Source organism: Caballeronia sp. BR00000012568055, assembly GCF_029439455.1.
Lineage (GTDB): Bacteria > Pseudomonadota > Gammaproteobacteria > Burkholderiales > Burkholderiaceae > Caballeronia.
Genome location: NZ_JAQFVG010000273.1, coordinates 1 through 19,756 on the forward strand (window position 1 = coordinate 1; position 19,756 = coordinate 19,756).

Consider the following 19,756-nt stretch of genomic DNA (forward strand, 5'->3'; position numbering starts at 1 on the left):
CGTTATATAGGTGGGTAAGGAGAACCAGTAGCTCCCTAATTCCATGACATTCATCTCTGTCGAGTCGATAAGAATCACCTGATCTACTCGAAGTCGCCTTTGGGACGAGATTGCCAGAATCCCATTCAATATGAATGCTTCTGTTAAAAAGGTTGCTCAGAGTGGCTTCGACCATAATCCTAATATCTGGTCGCTCTTCTAGCAGAATGAAGGTGTCTAACCCCGAACCTTGCGTAGTTCCTATCGATTTAAATTGTGGAAACCAGCCTTTCTGAAAACCTGACGCCAACTGATCTCCGAATATGCTGGCTGTCGCCGAAACGCCCATACCTGATAACCTATCGGTACCGAGAAGGCGTGAGTTCGGCAGAACCGCCCTGAGTGATTGGGCGAAGCGCGATTTTCCGCTACCGTTCGGGCCAACCAGAAAATTAATGAAGCCGATCCTGCTCCGGTTGAAGTGACCACCGACCCAGGGTTTAGGAAGCGAAAAGTTGATTGGTAATTCGATCACGGTTATTTACGATTTTAAGTTGAATTCAATAAACAACGGCGGTAACTGTAGATCAAAAATGCCACCTCGTCGACATATCGCTGCGATCAATGTTATGAGGGGGCGTCGGTAAGATTGCCGCTAGAGACCGGTCATTGGCCGCCGGTTCAGTCGACCGGCCGCTCCGGGTCGATATTACTCACTCATCGACGGTCAATGCAGCGAGGTAACTCCGCTATCGAAGCGGCACTAACCGATGCCGAACTATTGCGCGGTCTTTCAGGCTTGTAGATCTAAAAGCGGCAGCGCTGCTCTTTTCAACGGTTCGGTCTGTCTTGCGCCCACAAGAAATTAACGCGGCGACGGGCAATTAGGAACACATTCTCAATCAATAAGCCATTCCTCAGCACGCTGTGCTGCCGATGTTGTTTCGGTTCCGAAAGTCATCGCAGACAAATGACGGCGCGCGTACTGCAGCGCATCGGCGAAACCACGCATGGTCTGCGTCGTTGGCCGGTCGTCGAGTCGACGGCGTTCGATGGCCCGCGCCACGGACCGCTCGATCATCGCGGTCTGCCCATCGATATAGGTGATGCACAATTCCGCGAGCACCCGCGACAGGCATCCGATCGCAAGCAGCGCGGGCGCGATGGCGATGGTCCGATAACCTTCTTCGGGAAGCATCGATAGCGCGTGGCGCGGGCTGGGGAAATCGCGCAACAAGCCATCGAAAACCGCAGTGCTCCATATCTCGCGTTCGATCTGCAATGCCTGCCGTCTCCGCTGCATGGCGTCGCGGGCGTTTGCATCAATTATTTCGATACCGCGCAACAGCAACGCGCCTTCGTCTTCACCCGGCTTGATGCATTGCTCGCCAATCCAACCCGCGCCGCGCGATCTTTGCGCAAGCACCGCATGTTGCAGGTCATCGGTCACGAGCGGATCGAGCGGCACCGCGATGCACTGATCCGGCTTGCCCCGCGCATGCAGGCTGCACAACCCGTTCTCCATCAGCGCGGGACAGCGCGCGGTGGAAGCGTAGTCGAACGCGAGCGTGGTGACGATGATGGCATTCGCGTCATCGACCACAAACGCATGCGGCGGTGGGACCGCGTGATATCGAACGCGTCCGATTGCGATGCACCCGATGAACACATCGCGAAACCGGAACAGTTCGCGGATCGACAAGGCAGGCGGGCTGTTGCAGCACTTGCCGCATGCGGTGCATTCGAACGAATACGCGTTCACCAGGGCCGCCGCACCGAATCCTGATACTGCGTAAAGATGAAATGCGCGACGTCATCGGAATGGTAAGCGCGGATTAGTTGAGCGACCCACGCGGACTTCGTGTCGCTCGTGCGCACGGCGAGCACATGCTGATAGGGCGAGCGCGCGTCTTCGATGCCGATGCTGTCGCGCCCCGGCTTCAGCGCGTGGCGCGCAGCGTAATCAGCATTCATAGCGACAATGCCTGCTGTGTCGAGCGCGTCATACAGTTTCGCGCGCTCCACGCGGCGTATTTTCAGATCGAGGCGATTGCTGCTGATATCGGCGAGCGCAGGATGCAGGCCTGCACGGTCGTCCAGCGTAATGAGTGTGTAGTTTTGCAGCAGGATCAGCGCGCGTGCCGTGCCCGCTGCATCGGAGGGAATGGCGATGCTTGCGCCGCGCGGCAGCGAGGCCATCGACGTGAGCTTGCGCGAGTAGAGCGCCATCGGCAAAGTGACGGTTGCGGCGACGCTTTGGATCGCGTAGCGCTGGCGCGTGCTGTGGGCGATGAGGCTCGCTTCGTCTTCGGCGCTCGCGGCATCGATTGCACCGCTGGCGAGCGCGGCGTCGATGCGCGCGGCATCGTCAAATGTGACGATCTCGAGCGGCAAGCCTTGTTTCACAGCGACCTCGCGCACCTGAGCCACGACCGACGCTTCCTCGCCCGGCATCACGCCGATACGTATCGGCTTGTCCGTAGCATGCACGCCCGTCACGAAACAGACGGCCGCCAGCAAAAAGCGCGAGCGCATCAACCCTCCCGCGCCACAGTACGAAAGCCGATATGCGATGCCGGCAAATCCGCTTCCTGCTGCTCCCGCGACGACGCGCGGTATCGCACGCAATAGTCCTGCGCGCACAGAAACGAGCCGCCTTTGATGACCATTGCGGTGTCGTGCCTGCGCGCCGGAACCACCGCAGCAGTGTCGCCGTTCGAATGCGGCTGGCGCGGGCCCGTGTACGGGTCTTTGGTCCATTCCCATGCATTGCCGATCATGTCGTAGAGCCGGAAGTCGTTCGCGGCATAGCAGCCTACGGGTGACAAACCCGCGTGACCGTCTTCGGCGGAATTCAGCACCGGAAATACGCCCTGCCAGTAGTTCGCCGATGGCTTGCCCTGCGCGTCGCGCGGTGCGGCGTCGAGCTGCGCGCCTTCGCGGCCCGCTTTGCCCGCAAACTCCCATTCCGCTTCGGTCGGCAGATCGCGGCCGAGCCAATGCGCGTAGGCGAGGGCATCGGCGAGCGTGACCATCGTCACGGGTTCGTTTTCGTGACCCTTCCACGTGCTCGACGCGCCGCGCGGATGCTTCCACGATGCCCCCTTAACCCACGACCACCATGCGAGATCGCGTGCGTTCATCTCTTCGCGCGTCGGCACGTGAAACACCACCGCGCCGCCCTGACGCTCGGCCTCGGTCACATAAGCGGTGGCATCGACGAAAGCGGCGAATTGCGCGTTGGTGACATCGGTCTGATCGATCCAGAACGCGCCGACTTGTGTCCTGCCATCGCCGACGGGACGCTCATCCTCATAACCCCGCCTGCTGCCGAAGATGAACTCGCCGCCCCGCAGATGCACCATGCCCGCATGCGGATCGTCGCGCCACTTTGCGGGAATGCCCGAGTAGCGTTCGCATTGCTGCTCGGAGCCGAGCGGCGCGAGCGAGCGCGTGAAGTTGCGCGGATCGAAACCGTGTTGGTCGTTGACGGCGAGCGCTGCGCCGAAGCCCGCCGCGAACAAGGCTGCCACCACACCGGCCGCGCCGATGAACCGCCATCGCTTGTTCATCGCGTGCTCAGTAATAGCCTTTCGGACGCAAGGGCTCGACACCGCCCACCGACGTCATATAGCTGTTCCATTGCTGCACGAGCGAATCGATGACCGATGGATTCTGCGTCGATACGTCATTGTTCTCGCCACGGTCCGCCTGGAGATCGAAGAGTTGCCAGTGACCATCGACAGGCCCGCTCGGCGGCTCGGTCCACAGCGCCTTCCAGCGGCCATCGGCGCTGCGCAGATAACCGCGGCCATAGGCTTCATCACCGAACGCGGCGGTGTGCACTTCGCCGGTGGCATCGCCCTTGAGCAGCGGCAGCATCGACTGGCCCGTCACCGGATACACATAACGATTGTTGTAGACCACCTTGCCCTTGTTCGAATCGACACCCGTCAACGCATTGATCGATGCCGGTGCGGCCTGCGCCGGCGGCGTGATCTGCGCCACCGCGAGGAAAGTCGCGGTGTTGTCGGTCACGTGCGTGAAGGCGCGCAAGGTCGGCAACTGCGCCGTCTGTCCGGGCAGATGCGCGATCAGCGGAGTCGATACACCGCCTTCGCCAGAGAAGCCCTTGGTCAGGCGGAACGGCGTCGCGCTCACTTCGGCCCAACGCAGACCGTATTGCAGACGCCGCGCGTTCTGCAGACCGTTGTCGGTGCCGAGGGTGGAATAGATCGCGTCGGACGCGTTGGCGGTATCGGTGGCGGTGGGGTCGGCGCCGGAATCGATCGGCCAGCCTTCCGCGCCGTTATCGGACTGGAACAGGATGAACGTGTTGTCGTATTCGCCGATGTCCTTCAGATGCTGGATCAACAGGCCGATGTTGTGATCGAGATTTTCGACCATGCCCGCATAGATCTCCATATAGCGCGCCTGCGCTTTCTTTTCAGCGGCGGACAGGCTGTTCCACGACTTGTTGACGGTGCCGGGACCATAGTCGCTGTAGCCTTGCGCGGCGCTGTGCACAGCGCTGATGTACTTCGCGTTTGCGGTGCCGTTGTTCGCCGTGGCGGGCGTTGAGTTCAACGTCTCCGGCGCGCCCTGATACGGATTGAAATCGGCCGGAATGATGCCGAGCGTTTTTTGCCGTGCGATGCGCGCATTGCGGATCACGTCGTAGCCCGCGTCGTACTTGCCGGCGTAGTTATGCAGATACGGCTCCGGCACCTGCAACGGCCAATGTGGCGAGGTATAGGCGGCGTAGGCGAAGAACGGTTTGCCATCGCCCTTGTTCGAATCGATATAGGCGATCAGCTTCTGCGTGTAGAAGTCGGTCGAGTAGAACACGGCCGGACTGCCACCTGCGCCGCCCGCTTGGCCGGGCTGTCCCGGCTGCACGTACTGACCGTCTTCGGTGTAGTTTTTCGACCCCGCGGGTTCGTGCGCAAAGTGATTGGTCGCCGCGCCGCCGAGCAGCGCGTAGCTATGCTCGAAGCCCCATTGATCCGGTGTCTGCCCGCCGCCCGTCGTACTGCCGACGATGCCCGATCCGATATGCCACTTGCCCGCCATATACGTGTGATATCCGCCGTCCTTCAGCAACTGCGCGACGGAGAGCGAGCGATCGTTCAGATATCCTTCGTATCCCGGCAGGCCTTTGCGTTCGTCGGTGGGCGTGCCCATCGTACCTTCGCCGACAAGGTGATGGTCGGTGCCGGAGATCAGCATGGCGCGCGTGATCGCGCAAACCGTGCCGGTGTGATGGTTCGTCAGAATGCGGCCGGAAGCGACCAACGCATCGAGATTCGGCGTGTTGATCTCGCCGCCGAACGCGTGAATATCGGAATAGCCGAGATCGTCGGCCATGATGTACACAATGTTGGGCCGCTTTGCGGCGACGGGCGTTACCGGCGGGCTGTCATTTGACGAGCCGCAAGAGGCGAGGGTGAAGACGTTGGCGACAGCAAGTGCGATAACAGCGCGGCGGGGTGCAATCGAGCGGGGCAGATTCATTCTGATTATGGCGGTCCGTTGAAAGCGAGCGGCGATCTTAGCAATTGGCTTTCGGGCGCCAAAAGATTGATTTCTGCTTTACTTTTGCCCGTAAAAGATTTGAGAGGTCAGGGCGCTGCAACGGGTGCCCAGCCAATTTTCCAACAGGACTCAGAGCGGCCGGAACGGCGCGCGCGAATGGGATTGGAGCCGATTGTTCAACGTGTCCGACAAGGTTACGAGCCGCGCACATTCGCTGGATGTCAGCGCTGAAGTCAGACGTTGATAAGCATCTTTGATGCATGGCTCGGCCGTATCCAGCAACGCGATGCCCGCAGTGGTCAGCTTCAGGCAAACACCGCGTCGATGATCGACATTCTCACGGGTGAGCATGGCTTGCGCTTCCAAGCGTCGCTCGATGCTGGGATGAGCGTTGATCACTGTCAGCACGAAGAGCTGTTCGGGTGTGATGCCAATGCCTGCACAAGCGCTTTTGAAGATAGCGATAAAAAGTCTGGTGCGTTTGCCGCAGCCAGAAGCCAGGGCGTGCGTAAAGCGGGGCAAGCCGCCGTCCGGCGATTCTGGTCCTGCCGCCAGCAGACTTCTTCTGTTTCCGTTTAGCGCCTGCAGCATCGATTGGATTCGTAACCGTGAGCGTCGGCGAAATAGACCATTCTGAAAATAGTCCGCTGACCAATACCGCTAAATGATGGCTGGCGGGATTAAGTATGTGATACTTATGAAAAGTTGATCATATTAGTTATAGAAATTAATCCAAGCGTTATCGCGCAGTGTTCTTGGTTTGCGGATCGCTCACAGCCATTTGCTTCTCGTATTGAGAAACTAGTACTCCTCTAGTAGCTGATCGGAGAGGATGTTGTTGCATCAACCATTGATGCTTACCCGATTCAATTTCGAAACGCAGCCCGGTTAGTTTCGCTACGCCCTGTTCAAGATGCGAGAGACGTCGGCACGCTTGCCGCGCCAAAGCGCCTGGATATCAAGGATTCGATTGCATTCTCGGATGAAGACGCTGGACGATGTCTCGGCGATTAAACGAATTCAGGCTTTCGCCAGGGTTCACGAATAGATAATTTGCACTCCGTTTGAAGCTAGCCACGTTGCAAAATCTTCCCCCAATCCCGCGTCGGTAACTAAATAGTCAACGCGGTCCATCGCGCCAAATGTCGCGAAGTCTCTTCTTCCGAACTTTTTTGAGTCGGCAAGCAAATACACTGTCTTGGCGGCATCGATCATCGCTCGCTTCACGTGCAAATCGATGAAGTCGGGGTATGAAATGCCGGATTCCATCGACACGCCTCCCGCTGCTAGAAACAGCTTATCGACAAACATTCCCTCGAAAAACATGGAAGCCTTTTCACCCGATACCGCAACGGTTTCTGCCTTAAAAACTCCGCCCGTTAGCATGACCTGATTGGACGGCTCCGCACCAAGCAGGATTGCGATATTCAAAGCGTTAGTCACAACGCGCAAGTTCTGACGATCTACCAAATTTTTCGCGAGTTCGGTCGCGGTCGCACCACAATCGAGGATCACGGAATCGCCGCTTTCAATAAGGCTCGCTGCGCGTTTGCCTATCAGCGCCTTCTCTACGCTGGTCGGCAACTGAGGGATTACATTGGCGCGTCGCGAATGCTCCGGTTGAACAGACTTAAGACGCACGTTTCCATGGACGCGCTCCACGGATCCAAGCCGCTGCAGTTCATCAATATCCTTGCGGATGGTGGGCATTGACACGCCGAATTCGCTAGAAAGCTCCGAAAGCTTCACTAGCTTCGCCGCCTGCACGCGCTCGAGGATTCTTTCTGTTCTGGTCCGTTGATCCATTTCTATTTCCCAGCGGCGCGCTGCACAAGTGCGAGCCAATAGTTCGTATTCTGCCTCATTCAACCGATCTGAGAACGCAGCTCAGTACTTACCCTGTCAGCATCAATTTCCTTTTGACTTTCTAAAGAAAGTAAAAGAAACTTTCGAACAAGCAAACAGGAAGTCTGGGAGCAGGAATGGAAAACCCCTTCAAGCAGTCCGGCGACGCGCTTCATCGCCGGGCCCAAGAGATCCGCAAGAAGATCTGCGTGATGAACGCCACCGCCAAGAGCGGCCATACGGGTGGCGACATGTCGGAGGCGGATATTCTCGCGGCGCTCTATTTTCACGTGCTCCGTTATGAGATCGACGCGGCGAGCGCCGCGCACACCAACGTGCGCTGGCACGACGAGTTCGTGCTGAGTAAAGGGCATGGCGTCGGCGGTCTGTATTCCTGCTTCGCGGAACTCGGCTGGCTCGAAGACCGCGAGTTGCTCACTTATCTGAAGGACGATTCGCGTCTGCCGGGGCATCCCGTGCGGCAGAAGCTACCCGGCTGGGTGACCGTGAACACGGGCGGTCTCGGCCACGGCTTCCCGATCGCGGCAGGTCTCGCGATGGCCAAGCAGCGCCATGCGTCGAAGCAGGACAACGCGTCCGCCAACACCGGTCGCGTGTTCGTCCTGACCGGCGACGGCGAACTCGAAGAAGGCTCCAACTGGGAAGCCGCGATGGCCGCCGCGCACTTCGAGTTGTCGAACCTCGTCGTGATCGTGGACCGCAACCGGCTTCAGCTTGCCGACTTCACGCACAACATCATGGATCTCGACCCGCTCGACGAGAAACTCCGTGCTTTCGGTTTCGAAGTGCACGACGTGAACGGAAACCAGGCCGACTCCATTTGGAAACTATTGGAAAGTCTCGACTACGGCAACAGAAAGCCGAAGGCGGTGATCGCGCACACCATCAAGGGCCGTGGCGTGTCGTTCATGGAGAACCAGCCGGCGTGGCATCACAAGTTCCCCGACGAAGCACAACTCGAACAGGCGCTCAAGGAGCTGGACCATGCGTGAACTCGCTGACTTGCGCGACGGCGTGGTGAGCGCCATCAGCCGTCTGACGGCGGCCGGGCAGGACATCATCGTGATGGTGGCCGATTCCACCTCCACCTCGAAGATCGGACCGTATCTCGAAAGCTATCCGGAACGCGTCATCAACGTGGGTATCGCGGAGCAGAACATGGTGGGCATGGCCGCGGGCATGGCGCTCGGCGGGCATATCGTGTTCACCGCGAACGCGGCGCCGTTTCTGGTCGGGCGCGCCAACGAGCAGGTGAAGAACGACGTCTGCTACAGCGGCACCAACGTGAAGATGCTCGGCCTCAACGCCGGTGTCGCCTACGGCCCGCTCGCCTCGACGCATCATGCAATTGACGATATCTCGATCATGAGCGGCTTTGGCAACGTCCAGATTCTCGCGCCGTGCGACGAGGTGGAGGCCGCGCAGATGATCGACTACGCGGCGTCGGTAGACGGACCTGTCTACATCCGCCTCGACAACGCGAAATTTCCGGTGGTGCACGACAAGTCGTACCGCTTCGAGCCGGGCCGCCCGAACGTGCTGATCGAAGGCTCGAAGGTCGCGGTCATCGCGCTCGGCTCGGTCGTCGGCGAAGCGCTCGAAGCCTGCGAGACGCTGCAAAAGGAAGGCGTGCTCGATCCCACGCTGGTGAATCTCTCGTCGCTGCGCCCGCTGAATCAGGACGCGCTCGCCTCGATCATCCAGCGCCACGACGCGGTCGTCACCGTCGAGGAGCACTCGCTGCACGGCGGCATCGGCGCGATGGTCGCGGTGCTGATGGCGCGGCGTCAGATGCATCGGCGCCTGTCGATGCTCGGCATCACCGAGGGCGAGTTCGCGAAGTACGGTACGCGCAAGGGCATCCGCAAACACTACGGCATCGACGCGGCGGGTATCGCGGATGCCGTGCGTGCTCAGTGCGCGCAATAAACACGCGCAATAAACACGTGCAATAAACAAGCGCCAAAAAAATAGGAGACACCAGATGGGCACTCAGTACGACATGTCGCTGCGTCACGGCGTGGACTTCGAGTTCCGGCTCGACGGCAAGATCGCGGTGGTGACGGGCGGCCTCGGCGGTATCGCCATGGCGACCAATGCCGCGCTGATCGCGAAGGGCGCGCGCGTCGCGATCCTGTATCCGGATTTCGAGGAGCCGCGCGTCACCGCCGCGATCGAACAGCTCGGCGCGGACAAAGCGTGCGCCTTCGCGTGCGATGTCGCCAACGAAGCGGATGTGGAGCGCGCCATGCAGGCCGCGCACGCGCATTTCGGCGATCTGCATCTGCTCGTGAACGCGGCGGGCTGCATCACGCTCACGCCCGCGGTGGATATCGGCTTCGACGAATGGCAGCGCCAGATCGGCGTGAATCTCACCGGCCCGTTCCTGTGCTCAAAGCACTTCGCGCGCATCGTGCTGGCGAGCGGGCATGGCGGCAAGGTCGTCAATATCGCCTCGCAGGCGGCCACCGTCGCGATCGACCAGCATTGCGCCTACACCTCTGCAAAAGCAGGGCTGATCGGCATGACGAAGGTGCTCGCGAAGGAGTGGGCGGCGCGCGGCATCACGGTCAACACGGTATCGCCCACCGTCGTGCTCACGCCGATGGGCGCGGCCGCGTGGGAAGGCGAGAAGGGCGAGAACATGAAGAAGCTGATTCCCGTGGGACGCTTCGCCTATACCGACGAGATCGCCGCCGCGATTCTCTTTCTGCTGTCCAACGGCGCGGACATGATTACCGGCGCCGACATCATGATCGATGGAGGCTACACGATCGCCTGAGCACGCCACGCCTTTCAGATAAGACCAATTCAACCGGAGACAGGAACATGTGGAAGAAGATTGCAGTCGCATCAGCGGTAGCCGTTTCGTTCGCGGCCGCAGCGCCGACGGTCGCGAATGCCGCAGGCAAGGGCACCATCGCGATTCTCGTGAACGCGCTCGATAACCCGTACTACGCGGCCGAAGCGAAGGGCGCCGACACCGAAGCCAAGAAGCTCGGCTACGACACCATCGTGCTGTCGCACGGCGAGGACGTGAACAAGCAGAACGAACTCGTCAATCTCGTGATCGGCAAGGGCGTGAAGGGCATCGTGCTCGACAACGCCGATTCGAACGCGAGCGTCGCGACGGTCCGCACGGCCGCCGACAAGAAGGTGCCCGTGGTGCTCATCAATCGCGAAATTCCGAAGGACGGCATCGCCATCGCGCAGTTGAGCCACAACAATCTTCAGGCGGGTACAGAAGTGGCGCAACGCTTCGTCGAGGCCATTGGGGAGAAGGGCGAATACGTCGAACTCACCTGCAATCTCGCGGACAAGAACTGCGTGACGCGTTCGCAGGCTTTCCATCAGGTGCTCGACCAGTATCCCGATCTCAAGATGGTCGCGCGTCAGGACGCCAAGGGCGCGCTCCTGCCCGGCAAGCAGGCGATGGATTCGATCCTGCAGGAGCATCCGAACATCAAGGGCGTGATCTGCGGCAACGGTCCGGTCGCGCTCGGCGCGATCGCGTCGCTCGACTCGGCGGGCAAGAAGGAAGTCACGGTGATGGGTATCGACGGCAGCAACGACGAACGCGACTCCGTGCTCGCGGGCAAGCTGAAGGCCACCGTCATGCTGCAGGCGCAGGGCATCGCGATCCACGGCGTCGATCTGCTCGACAAGTACATCACCACCGGCAAGACGGGCGAACCGGAGCGCCAGTTGACGCGCGGCATTCTCATCACAAAAGATAACGCGTCGCACGTCAAGGACTTCTACTACAACAAGTAAGGCAGCACGCACCGAGCGGGCGCGGCGCGTGTCGCGCCCGTGCAAGACTTGTCATGTGAGGTCGTAATGCTTCAATCTCTTCCAGCCGCGCGGCGCGCGCTCATGGCGCTCGGCATCGCGAGTCTCGCCGCGTGTCATGTCGTGACCGACAAGGAACTCGCGGATATCCGCAGCCAGGGCCAGCACAAGGGCCCGGACGCCGCAAAGATGCTGAGCGACCAGCTCATTCCTTACGCGGACAAGCAGGCGAAGCCCGCCGCGCAGGTGATCGGCGCGCTCAACCAGAATTTCGACGATGCCTGCAAGCAATACGGCTTCCGTCAGAGCAATGCGTTCCCGTGCAATTTCTGGCTGCGCGTGCAGGGCAAGGTGACGAAGGTCGACGATACTTCGCGCGTCGGCAAGACCTATGTGGAAGTCGCGCCCGTGAGCGGCGCAGACCCCGTGCAGGTCGTGCTCGAAACCGGCCCGGTCGTGATCGGCACCGGCGTGCGCGATGGCTTCCCCGGCGTCAAGTACAGCGATTTCGACGACCAGACGCGCTTCGCCGCGTTCGGCCAGGAACTCAACAAGCTCGTCGTTTCGAAGGCGCAGTCGACGAAGCTCAAGGTGGGCGACAGCGTGGACGTGGCGGCGGTCTACAGTAGCTGGAGCGAACCGACGGGCGAGATCCGCGCGATTCCGGTGGCCTGGAAATGAATAGTCCGCGCACGATGAACCCCGTCAACGTGATCGAGACGCGCGGCCTGTCGAAGCAGTATCCCGGCACGGCGGCGCTCGTCGAAGTCGACTACAAGGTGCGGCGCGGTAAGGTGAACGTGCTGATCGGCGAGAACGGCGCGGGCAAGTCCACGCTGATGAAGCTGCTCGCGGGCGCGGAAACGCCGACTTCCGGCGAAATCTGGATCGACGACCAGATCGCGCAGATCGCCGATGTGCGCAGCGCGGAAAAGCACGGCATCGGCATCATCTTTCAGGAGCTGAATCTCTTTCCGGACATGACGGTCGCGGAGAACATCTTCGCGGGCAACGAGATTACGCAGTCCGGCGTGATCCGCTCGAAGATGGAAAACCATCAGGCGAAAGTGCTGCTCGAACGCCTGCATATCGCCATCGATCCGCGCACGCGGCTGGGCGATCTGTACGTGGGCCAGCAACAACTGGTGGAGATCGCCAAGGCGCTGTCCAAGCACATCAAGGTGCTCATCATGGACGAACCCACTTCCGCGCTGTCGAAAGCGGAAGTCGAGATTCTGTTCCGGATCATCGCGCAACTGAAGGAAGAAGGCGTGACGGTGATCTACATCTCGCACCGGCTCGAAGAAATCATGGCGATCGGCGACTGCATCACGGTGCTGCGCAACGGCCGGCTGGTGGCCGAGGACGAGATCGCCAACGTCGATATTCCGTGGATCATTGAGGCGATGGTCGGTTCGTCGAAGAAGCGTTTCGCGTTCGAACAGCACGCGATCGGCGCGGAAGTGCTCAGGGTGAAGGATCTCGCGCTCAAGCGTTCGAACGGCATCTACGCGGTGGATCACGTGTCGTTCTCGGTGAAGGCGGGCGAGGTGATCGGCATTTACGGCCTGATGGGCGCGGGACGCACCGAACTGCTCGAATCGATTCTCGGCGCCAATCCGCTCGCGCTCGGCGAGATCGAACTCGCGGGCCGCGCCATCGAGGACATGCCGATTCCGAAGCGCATCGAGGCGGGCGTCGCGCTGGTGCCGGAAGACCGCCAGAAGCAGGGCATGGTGCAGTTGATGACCATTCTCGAGAACATGACGCTTTCCAGCCTGGAGAAGTTCACGCGCCGCTTCGTCGGTGCGCTCACGCGCGATCGTCAGGTCGACGCGGCCGGCGACATCGTGAAGAAACTCGCCATCAAGGCGTCCTCGGTCGATGCGCCCATCACGTCGCTCTCGGGCGGCAACATGCAGAAGGTCGTTATCGGCAAGGCGCTCTTGACCAGACCGAAAGTGTTGCTGATGGACGAGCCGACCCGTGGCATCGACGTGGGCGCGAAAGAGGACGTCTACAAGACGATCAGCCTGCTCGCGCGCTCGGGCATCGCCGTGATCTACGCGACCTCCGAACTCGACGAGGCGATGGCCGTATCCAACCGCGTCTTCGTGATGGCGAGCGGCAAGCTCACCGCGATCATGGAGCGCGCGCAATTCGACAGTGAACGCATCGTGCGCGCTTCGACGCCCGCGACTGCCGTCGTGTGAAGCAACAGAGACCTACACCATGAACACACCCAACAGCAGCAATCCGCCGGTGGCGCCGGTGCACGCGAAGCACAACCGGCAGACCGCCTACATGGCTTCGCGTATCGCGGTGAATGTGCTCAAGCTGCGCATTTTCATCGCGCTGTTCGCGATCGTCATCGTGTTTTCGCTCGCAACCGAGAACTTTCTGTCGACCGGTAACATGCTCATCATGGCAAAGCACGTGACCATCGTCGCGATTCTTTCCATCGGCATGACGCTCGTGATCCTGACTGGCGGGATCGATTTGTCGGTGGGCTCGATCGTCGGCATCAGCGGCATGGCGGCGGGTTATCTGCTGCTCGAAGGCGTGAAGATCGGGCACTACGTCGTGTTCTTCAACCCGTGGGGCGTGACGCTGATCGCGTGTGCGCTCGGCGCGCTGATCGGCGCGATCAACGGCTATCTCATCACGATGCTGAACGTCGCGCCGTTCATCGCGACGCTCGGCATGCTGTACGTGGTGCGCGGCGCGGCGCTGCTGGTCAACAACGGCAGCACCTATGCGGACCTCGAAGGCAACGCTGCGCTCGGCAACACCGGCTTCGAGTTCATCGGCAACGGCACGATACTCGGGCTGTCCACGCCGGTGTGGATCATGATCGTGCTGGCCGTCATCACCATCTTCATCGCGAAGAAGACGCCGCTCGGACGGCGCATCTACGCGATCGGCGGCAACGAGCAGGCGGCACGCTTTTCCGGCATCCGCACGAGCCGCGTGAAGCTGTTCGTCTACATGTTTTCGGGCTTTTGCGCGGCGCTGGTCGGGCTCGTGATTACCGCACAGTTGCAGACTGCGCATCCGCTTACCGGGCAGACCTACGAGCTGAACGCCATCGCGGCGGTCGTGCTCGGCGGCACTGCGCTGATGGGCGGACGCGGCACCGTGTTCGGCTCGGTGGTGGGCGCGTGCGTCATCAGCATTCTCGGCGACGGCATGGTGATGTGCGGCATCAGCGACTTCTGGCAGATGGTCATCAAGGGGCTCGTCATCATCTTCGCCGTGGTGGTCGATCAATTGCAGCAGCGGCTGCAATCGCGCATGGTTTCGCTGACGGCCTGAGGAGCGTGCGATGACATTCATTCTGTCCATCGATCAGGGTACGAGCGGCACCAAGGCGCTCGTGTTCGACAGCGCAGGCCAGGTGCATGCGCGCGGTTTCGCGCCGGTCGCGTGCACGACGCCCCGCACGGGTTTCGTCGAGCAGGACGCGCACGCGTTGTATGACTCCGTGCTCAAAGCCGTGCGCGCATGCCTGGACGGTTTCGAAGGCAAGCTCGCGGGCGTCGGAATATCGAACCAGCGCGAAACGGTCGTGCTGTGGAACGGTCGCGGCGAGCCGATCGTGCCGGCCGTGTCATGGCAATGCCAGCGCTCACTCGGCATCTGCGAACGGCTCAAGGTGGACGGACTCGCGCCGCTCATCGCGGAAAAAACCGGCTTGCTGATCGACCCGTATTTCTCCGGCACCAAACTCATCTGGCTCAACGAGAACGACGAGCGCGTGCGCGCGGCCATCGCGGCGCGCGATGCGTATTTCGGCACCGTCGATAGCTGGCTCTTGTACCGCCTCACGAAGGGCGCGTCTTACTGCACCGATTACACGAACGCGTCGCGCACCATGCTGCTCAATCTCGGCGCGCTGGAATGGGACCGCGATCTGCTCGAAGCCTTCGGTCTCGCCGGTTTGCATCTGCCGGCATTGCGGCCTTCCGCCTCGGAGTTCGGCGCGACCGACTTCGACGGCCTGCTCGATACGCCCATTCCCGTGCTGTCGATGATCGGCGATTCGCACGCGGCCGCAGTCGGCGAAGGCTGCCTCGCGCCGGGCGTCGCCAAGGCGACGATGGGCACCGGCTCGTCGATCCTGATGAATGTCGGCGCTCGCGCACACGCGCCCGAACACGGCCTCGTCTCGACGTTGTGCTTCACGATGGATGGCCGCGTGGATTACGCGCTGGAGGGCATCGTCATCAGCGCGGGATCGACGCCCGCGTTCTTCAAAGAAAAGCTCAACCTGTTCGACGATTTTGCGAAGGCGGAGCAGGCGTTCACCGAATACGACAACGGCGGCGTGTTCGTGATTCCGGCGTTCTCGGGTATCGGCTGTCCGCACTGGAAGTATCCGGGCGGCGCACAGGTGGTTGGACTGAACTTTTCGACGTCGTGGCAGCACGTGGCGCGCGCGGCGTACGAATCGATCGTCTATCAGATCAAGGACGTCATTACCGTGATGGAGCAGGTAGCGGACGTGCCGCTGGCCGAGCTTTATCTGGACGGCGGCCTTACGCAGCGGCCTTTTCTTTTGCAGTATCTGTCCGACACGCTGAACCGGCCCGTCAGCACGCTGGCGCTGAGCGAGATCTCGGCGGCGGGCGCGGCGGCGCTGGCGGCGTGCCAGGCGCGGCTGGTCGCTTCGCTCGATGGGTGGCATGCGAAGCGCGTCGTCGCGCGGCGCGTCGAGCCGGGCGCGGGCGTGGCTGCCGCCGCGGACAACCATGCACAGTGGCTGCGCTGGATCGGGCGGCTTTGAACATCATCGGGAGATTTGACGTGGCACAAGCATTGAAGCGGTTCGAAAACAAGGTCGTGGTCGTGACGGGCGGCAGCCGCGGCATCGGGCTGGGCATCGCGGAGCGTTTCGCGCAGGAAGGCGCGAAAGTGTGCGTGACGGCCAACGAAAAGAGCGTGCACGATGCCGCGGCGCGGTTGCGCGAAGCGGGCTTCGATGCACTCTCGGTGGAGATGGACGTAACTGACAAGGCGCAGGTCGTCGCGCTGTACGAGGAAGTCGCGAGCACGCTCGGCGAGGTCGACGTGTCGGTGCAGAACGCGGGCGTCATCACCATCGCGAAGCTGCCGGAGCTGACCGAAGGCGAGTGGGACAAGGTGATGGCGGTGAACACCAAAGGCGTGTTCCTGTGCTGTCAGGAAGCGGCCACGCGCATGCTGCGTACCGGCAAGACGGGGCGTCTCATTAACACGGCGTCGGGTCAGGCTCGGCAGGGCTTCGTCTACACGCCGCACTACGCGGCCAGCAAGTTCGGAGTGCTCGGTATCACGCAGAGTCTCGCCAAGGAACTCGCGCCAACGGGCATCACGGTGAATGCGTTTTGCCCCGGGATTATCACGACCGACATGTGGTCGTATAACGACGAGGCGTGGGGCAAGCTGCTCGGCGACTACAAGCCGGGCGAACTGATGGCGGAATGGGTGGCGAGTATCCCGATGAAACGCGCGGGCAACGGCGGCGATGTCGCGGGGCTTGTAACGTTTCTGGCCTCGGACGACGCGGCATATATCACCGGCCAAACGATCAACGTGGATGGCGGGATGTTTATGTCGTAACGGAGATAACCCGAAATTTGCTTAGGATGTCTGTTACCGCAAGATCTTGTTGCTTGGTCCGATGACGTTGAGCGTCTCGGGACGTATCGAGGCTGGCGTGCGGAGAAGCCACGCGATTGTCGAGGCAATCATTCGGCGCTATCCCGACGGCGCGGAGGACGCCGCGAGACAACATATCCGAGCGATTTTGTTCGCCGCGACTGCCTCCGTTATTGAAAGCCCGCATGTGAGCGCGGATCGGACGCGTGCGTTCTCACGAAAAAGTGCAATTGTCCGTCGAACTCCGCGTTCAATATCGCAGCTACCGTAGGAATTTTAAATTTGTGTTAAGGCACCCTAGGCAATGTATTTTAGAAATGAGCCTGGCACGCTGCTCCGCAAAGAGAGGCAGTCAGTACCGAATGCCTGATGGTGTCGGACAGTTCCATCCGTTATCTGAGATGCGTGTGCGACTATCCTCAGAAATTGAATTCTGCAGAATGCAGCAGCGTGCGAGGTGCAGCATTTGTCACATACGTACCTTGCTGAATCCAATAGCGACTTCAAGAAGATTTTCGACATTTGCACGCAATACGACATCCTTGCCGATTACACGCATGCCATAACGCAGACCGATGCCGTAGTGTGTCCACGAAGGCAAGCGAAGCATGTCACTGGAATCTTAGTATTGGGCGCCTATGTGGATGATGCGCCCGTTGACGCTCAGTCCCGGCACCCACGGAAGGTCGTAGTCTGCGCCCAGATTGGAGGCGAACTTCGGAACCACGCGCAGCGTATCGAGATCAACACTCCCTTCAACGTGCACGTCCCCTCGGGCCAGTTGAATCCGTATCTTGCCGGGCAGCGGTGCTGCAAGCTCAGATGTTGGCGGATCGGCGACGCTGCTGTCGTCAGTCTCATTTACTGCCACCGGCAGAAAGGTACATTCGTGATGGCTCACGCCGAGCCGGCCCTCAAGATACTGCTTGCGCCAGTCAAACACCTGATTTGCGTTCACTTCGTGACTGCGCGCAATCTCTGCAACTGAACGGCCACCGGTTAGCGTCTTCTCGACGATGCGGCACTTCTCGTCCGCCGTGCGCCGCCGATACTTGCGGGCCGGTTTGACTTCGGTGAGTTCGGTCACTGTGTCCATGATCCTTTGTGGACACAGTCACATTTGTGCCCCGGGAAAGCATGGCGTCGCCTTCATCGGACGTCTATACGGTCAGGATCGGGCGGTTACATTTAGAGCACTCTCGATGTCTGTTCGGGTTCGATACGGTGCGTTCAAGCGCGCCCCTTCGTTAGCAACTATCGCTCATTTCGTGTCCGAGATGTCTTGGCCGCTTAGGTAAAAGTCAAGGGACGCACGATCAATAAGGACCACTAGTTAAAATGCGTTAATGTCATCTATGTAAGGTCAATTTCGAGCGTCTCTCATTTATGTTAGCCGCCGCTGGCGGAGAAGGGCGATGGTGCCGAAGCCTAAGGATTTTCCAGCAACAACTCGAAGCGGTGGATCCGACCAACAACGGCCGCCATGCAATGCTCCTCTGGTGTGGATACCTTTCTGCAGAAACTCCGGCAACTGGCCTTCATCGATACGATGCGTCCTATAGATCCAGGTTCTTCCGGTAAGCCTCGGGTGCCAGATCAACTGCTTATTCGCGTGTTGAGGGGTACGCAAGCCTCAATATATAAAGCTTCTTGCAATATTCTGGATTGCGGCCCTCATAGATATCTCAAGCATCCTCCATACTCTCGCCACGTTCGGCGATCAGCTTCCCGATCTCGCGCGTGGACAACACGCGTCGCTGCGGATTGGTCGATTCCGATTCATCGTCCGCCAGATTTTCAATAATGGTGAGCAGCACCTTCCGCGCGACTTTGATATCGCGCTCACTCAGCCCTGTCACGCTGATTTCGTTCACTTCCTCCGCAAGCGGTACGAGCTTGTCCTTCAGCGCACGGCCTGCGGCTGTCAGATAGACGTGCGTATTCTTCTTGTTCTCCGGGCGTTGTTGTCGTTCTAGCAGGCCGAGCTTTTCCATCGCGGTCACGGCAGCGAACGTGGTGGGTGCCATGACGCCTGCCTGCTCGCTCAATTCACGCTGCGTCAGGCCGTCGGTTTCCCACAGGATGCGCAAGAAAGTCCAGTGCCCGAACGATACTGAATGTTCCGCGAGCCGCATTTGCAAGGCGCGCACCATTGAACGCGTGGCGTCCTTCACCAAGTGGGCGAGGCGGTCGTTCGGCACGGATTCATGCCAGTGGCGCAGCATCTCAGCGGTTTCGCGCGGCGCGCCGTCTACAGACTTCTTTCGTGTCATGGCGATGTCGTTTTTCCGTAAATCGTCTGTTTCGACATGATAGCCGGTGGCCTCGTCACGCTGCTGATATACAGAGTCAGAGTGCCTCTCCGTGCAAACCCGAACTTGTTCCGTGCCGGCGCTCTCTTTACCATAATAATTAGATATCGAATAAAAAACGGATGCGCTTCGACCGTGGCGCGTCGTCCTCTTGAGCACGGGAAACGGAGACGTTTGGTGGCCAAATCCACAGTTACGCAATTTATGTCGGAATCGGACGCAACGGCAGCGCGCGTCGAAGCCACATACCATAAAGTCACCTGGCGGTTGATGTCGTTCATCTTCGTCTGCTGGGTGCTGGACTATCTGGACCGCGTGAATGTCAGCTTCGCGCAATTGCACCTGAAGCAAGATCTCGGCTTGTCGGATGCCGCCTACGGCCTCGGCGTAAGCCTGTTTTTCATCGGCTATATCCTGCTGGAAGTGCCCAGCACGCTCTGGCTCAAGAAGATCGGCGCGCGCCTGACGATCTCGCGCATCATGATTCTGTGGGGTGGCATTTCCACCGCCATGGCCTTCATGACCACGCCGGCGCAGTTCTATATCGCGCGCATTCTGCTAGGTGCCGCCGAGGCGGGTTTCTGGCCCGGCATCATTTTGTACCTCACCTACTGGTATCCGGGCGCGCGGCG

18 protein-coding genes and 1 pseudogene are annotated in these 19,756 nt (G+C 60.2%); 10 read left to right on the forward strand and 9 right to left on the reverse strand.

Annotated elements, in window-relative coordinates; translation table 11 throughout:
- From P7F28_RS16880 to P7F28_RS16910, 7 genes and pseudogenes are all read right to left on the reverse strand, one after another.
- Positions 1-514, reverse strand: a pseudogene (locus P7F28_RS16880) (hypothetical protein); the annotation flags it as partial.
- Between the two features lie 363 nt (positions 515-877).
- Positions 878-1,741 (reverse strand): YkgJ family cysteine cluster protein, encoded by an 864-nt coding sequence (locus P7F28_RS16885; protein WP_277185671.1) that lies wholly within the window; start codon positions 1,739-1,741, stop codon positions 878-880.
- Positions 1,738-2,514 (reverse strand): MetQ/NlpA family ABC transporter substrate-binding protein, encoded by a 777-nt coding sequence (locus tag P7F28_RS16890; RefSeq protein WP_277185672.1) that lies wholly within the window; start codon positions 2,512-2,514, stop codon positions 1,738-1,740. Before P7F28_RS16890 ends, P7F28_RS16885 begins: the two co-directional genes overlap by 4 nt.
- Positions 2,514-3,551 carry a formylglycine-generating enzyme family protein gene (locus P7F28_RS16895; protein ID WP_277185673.1) on the reverse strand — a complete coding sequence of 346 codons (1,038 nt, stop codon included), beginning with the start codon at positions 3,549-3,551 and terminating at the stop codon, positions 2,514-2,516. The genes P7F28_RS16890 and P7F28_RS16895 overlap by 1 nt, the downstream gene beginning before the upstream one ends.
- A gap of 7 nt (positions 3,552-3,558) precedes the next feature.
- Positions 3,559-5,487 (reverse strand): arylsulfatase, encoded by a 1,929-nt coding sequence (locus tag P7F28_RS16900; RefSeq protein WP_370467341.1) that lies wholly within the window; start codon positions 5,485-5,487, stop codon positions 3,559-3,561.
- A 156-nt stretch (positions 5,488-5,643) separates the two neighbouring features.
- Positions 5,644-6,105, reverse strand: coding sequence for a MarR family winged helix-turn-helix transcriptional regulator (locus P7F28_RS16905; RefSeq protein WP_277185675.1), 462 nt, complete (start codon positions 6,103-6,105; stop codon positions 5,644-5,646).
- Between the two features lie 447 nt (positions 6,106-6,552).
- Positions 6,553-7,320 (reverse strand): DeoR/GlpR family DNA-binding transcription regulator, encoded by a 768-nt coding sequence (locus tag P7F28_RS16910; protein WP_277185676.1) that lies wholly within the window; start codon positions 7,318-7,320, stop codon positions 6,553-6,555.
- A 251-nt stretch (positions 7,321-7,571) separates the two neighbouring features.
- On the opposite strand from P7F28_RS16910, the gene P7F28_RS16915 reads away from it, so the two are divergent.
- The 9 genes from P7F28_RS16915 to P7F28_RS16955 all read left to right on the forward strand — a co-directional run bounded on the left by P7F28_RS16915 (position 7,572) and on the right by P7F28_RS16955 (position 16,773).
- Positions 7,572-8,372, forward strand: coding sequence for a transketolase (locus P7F28_RS16915; protein WP_277185677.1), 801 nt, complete (start codon positions 7,572-7,574; stop codon positions 8,370-8,372).
- The gene (locus P7F28_RS16920) at positions 8,365-9,309 is read left to right on the forward strand and encodes a transketolase family protein (protein ID WP_277185678.1); all 945 of its coding nucleotides are present in this window, start codon (positions 8,365-8,367) and stop codon (positions 9,307-9,309) included. Before P7F28_RS16915 ends, P7F28_RS16920 begins: the two co-directional genes overlap by 8 nt.
- A gap of 55 nt (positions 9,310-9,364) precedes the next feature.
- Positions 9,365-10,162, forward strand: coding sequence for a GolD/DthD family dehydrogenase (locus P7F28_RS16925; protein ID WP_277185679.1), 798 nt, complete (start codon positions 9,365-9,367; stop codon positions 10,160-10,162).
- Between the two features lie 47 nt (positions 10,163-10,209).
- The gene (locus P7F28_RS16930) at positions 10,210-11,154 is read left to right on the forward strand and encodes a D-ribose ABC transporter substrate-binding protein (RefSeq protein ID WP_277185680.1); all 945 of its coding nucleotides are present in this window, start codon (positions 10,210-10,212) and stop codon (positions 11,152-11,154) included.
- Positions 11,155-11,220: 66 nt separating this feature from the next.
- Positions 11,221-11,853 carry a DUF2291 family protein gene (locus P7F28_RS16935; RefSeq protein WP_277185681.1) on the forward strand — a complete coding sequence of 211 codons (633 nt, stop codon included), beginning with the start codon at positions 11,221-11,223 and terminating at the stop codon, positions 11,851-11,853.
- Positions 11,850-13,385 (forward strand): sugar ABC transporter ATP-binding protein, encoded by a 1,536-nt coding sequence (locus P7F28_RS16940; protein ID WP_277185682.1) that lies wholly within the window; start codon positions 11,850-11,852, stop codon positions 13,383-13,385. Before P7F28_RS16935 ends, P7F28_RS16940 begins: the two co-directional genes overlap by 4 nt.
- Before the next feature lie 19 nt (positions 13,386-13,404).
- Positions 13,405-14,487 carry an ABC transporter permease gene (locus P7F28_RS16945; protein WP_277185683.1) on the forward strand — a complete coding sequence of 361 codons (1,083 nt, stop codon included), beginning with the start codon at positions 13,405-13,407 and terminating at the stop codon, positions 14,485-14,487.
- A 10-nt stretch (positions 14,488-14,497) separates the two neighbouring features.
- Positions 14,498-15,958 (forward strand): FGGY family carbohydrate kinase, encoded by a 1,461-nt coding sequence (locus tag P7F28_RS16950; RefSeq protein ID WP_277185684.1) that lies wholly within the window; start codon positions 14,498-14,500, stop codon positions 15,956-15,958.
- Positions 15,959-15,978: 20 nt separating this feature from the next.
- Positions 15,979-16,773 carry a glucose 1-dehydrogenase gene (locus P7F28_RS16955; protein ID WP_277185685.1) on the forward strand — a complete coding sequence of 265 codons (795 nt, stop codon included), beginning with the start codon at positions 15,979-15,981 and terminating at the stop codon, positions 16,771-16,773.
- 661 nt (positions 16,774-17,434) lie between these two features.
- On the opposite strand, the gene P7F28_RS33875 is transcribed toward P7F28_RS16955, so the two are convergent.
- Both P7F28_RS33875 and P7F28_RS16965 read right to left on the reverse strand, forming a co-directional pair.
- Positions 17,435-17,908, reverse strand: coding sequence for a transposase (locus P7F28_RS33875; RefSeq protein WP_368860339.1), 474 nt, complete (start codon positions 17,906-17,908; stop codon positions 17,435-17,437).
- A gap of 589 nt (positions 17,909-18,497) precedes the next feature.
- Complete coding sequence (locus P7F28_RS16965; protein ID WP_277185686.1) at positions 18,498-19,085, reverse strand: MarR family transcriptional regulator; 588 nt, start codon at positions 19,083-19,085, stop codon at positions 18,498-18,500.
- 243 nt (positions 19,086-19,328) lie between these two features.
- Between P7F28_RS16965 and P7F28_RS16970 the strand changes: the two genes are divergently transcribed.
- On the forward strand, positions 19,329-19,756 hold a 428-nt coding region (locus P7F28_RS16970; RefSeq protein ID WP_277185687.1), incomplete at its 3' end, for an MFS transporter.

What these genes read in the sequence shown, in the direction of transcription:
- P7F28_RS16890 (WP_277185672.1), bottom strand. Translation starts at nt 2,514, where the DNA reads ATGCGCTCGCGCTTTTTGCTGGCGGCCGTCTGTTTCGTGACGGGCGTG.
- P7F28_RS16895 (WP_277185673.1), bottom strand. Translation starts at nt 3,551, where the DNA reads ATGAACAAGCGATGGCGGTTCATCGGCGCGGCCGGTGTGGTGGCAGCC.
- P7F28_RS16905 (WP_277185675.1), bottom strand. Translation starts at nt 6,105, where the DNA reads ATGCTGCAGGCGCTAAACGGAAACAGAAGAAGTCTGCTGGCGGCAGGA.
- P7F28_RS16910 (WP_277185676.1), bottom strand. Translation starts at nt 7,320, where the DNA reads ATGGATCAACGGACCAGAACAGAAAGAATCCTCGAGCGCGTGCAGGCG.
- P7F28_RS16915 (WP_277185677.1), top strand. Translation starts at nt 7,572, where the DNA reads ATGAACGCCACCGCCAAGAGCGGCCATACGGGTGGCGACATGTCGGAG.
- P7F28_RS16920 (WP_277185678.1), top strand. Translation starts at nt 8,365, where the DNA reads ATGCGTGAACTCGCTGACTTGCGCGACGGCGTGGTGAGCGCCATCAGC.
- P7F28_RS16925 (WP_277185679.1), top strand. Translation starts at nt 9,365, where the DNA reads ATGGGCACTCAGTACGACATGTCGCTGCGTCACGGCGTGGACTTCGAG.
- P7F28_RS16930 (WP_277185680.1), top strand. Translation starts at nt 10,210, where the DNA reads ATGTGGAAGAAGATTGCAGTCGCATCAGCGGTAGCCGTTTCGTTCGCG.
- P7F28_RS16935 (WP_277185681.1), top strand. Translation starts at nt 11,221, where the DNA reads ATGCTTCAATCTCTTCCAGCCGCGCGGCGCGCGCTCATGGCGCTCGGC.
- P7F28_RS16940 (WP_277185682.1), top strand. Translation starts at nt 11,850, where the DNA reads ATGAATAGTCCGCGCACGATGAACCCCGTCAACGTGATCGAGACGCGC.
- P7F28_RS16945 (WP_277185683.1), top strand. Translation starts at nt 13,405, where the DNA reads ATGAACACACCCAACAGCAGCAATCCGCCGGTGGCGCCGGTGCACGCG.
- P7F28_RS16950 (WP_277185684.1), top strand. Translation starts at nt 14,498, where the DNA reads ATGACATTCATTCTGTCCATCGATCAGGGTACGAGCGGCACCAAGGCG.
- P7F28_RS33875 (WP_368860339.1), bottom strand. Translation starts at nt 17,908, where the DNA reads ATGGACACAGTGACCGAACTCACCGAAGTCAAACCGGCCCGCAAGTAT.
- P7F28_RS16965 (WP_277185686.1), bottom strand. Translation starts at nt 19,085, where the DNA reads ATGACACGAAAGAAGTCTGTAGACGGCGCGCCGCGCGAAACCGCTGAG.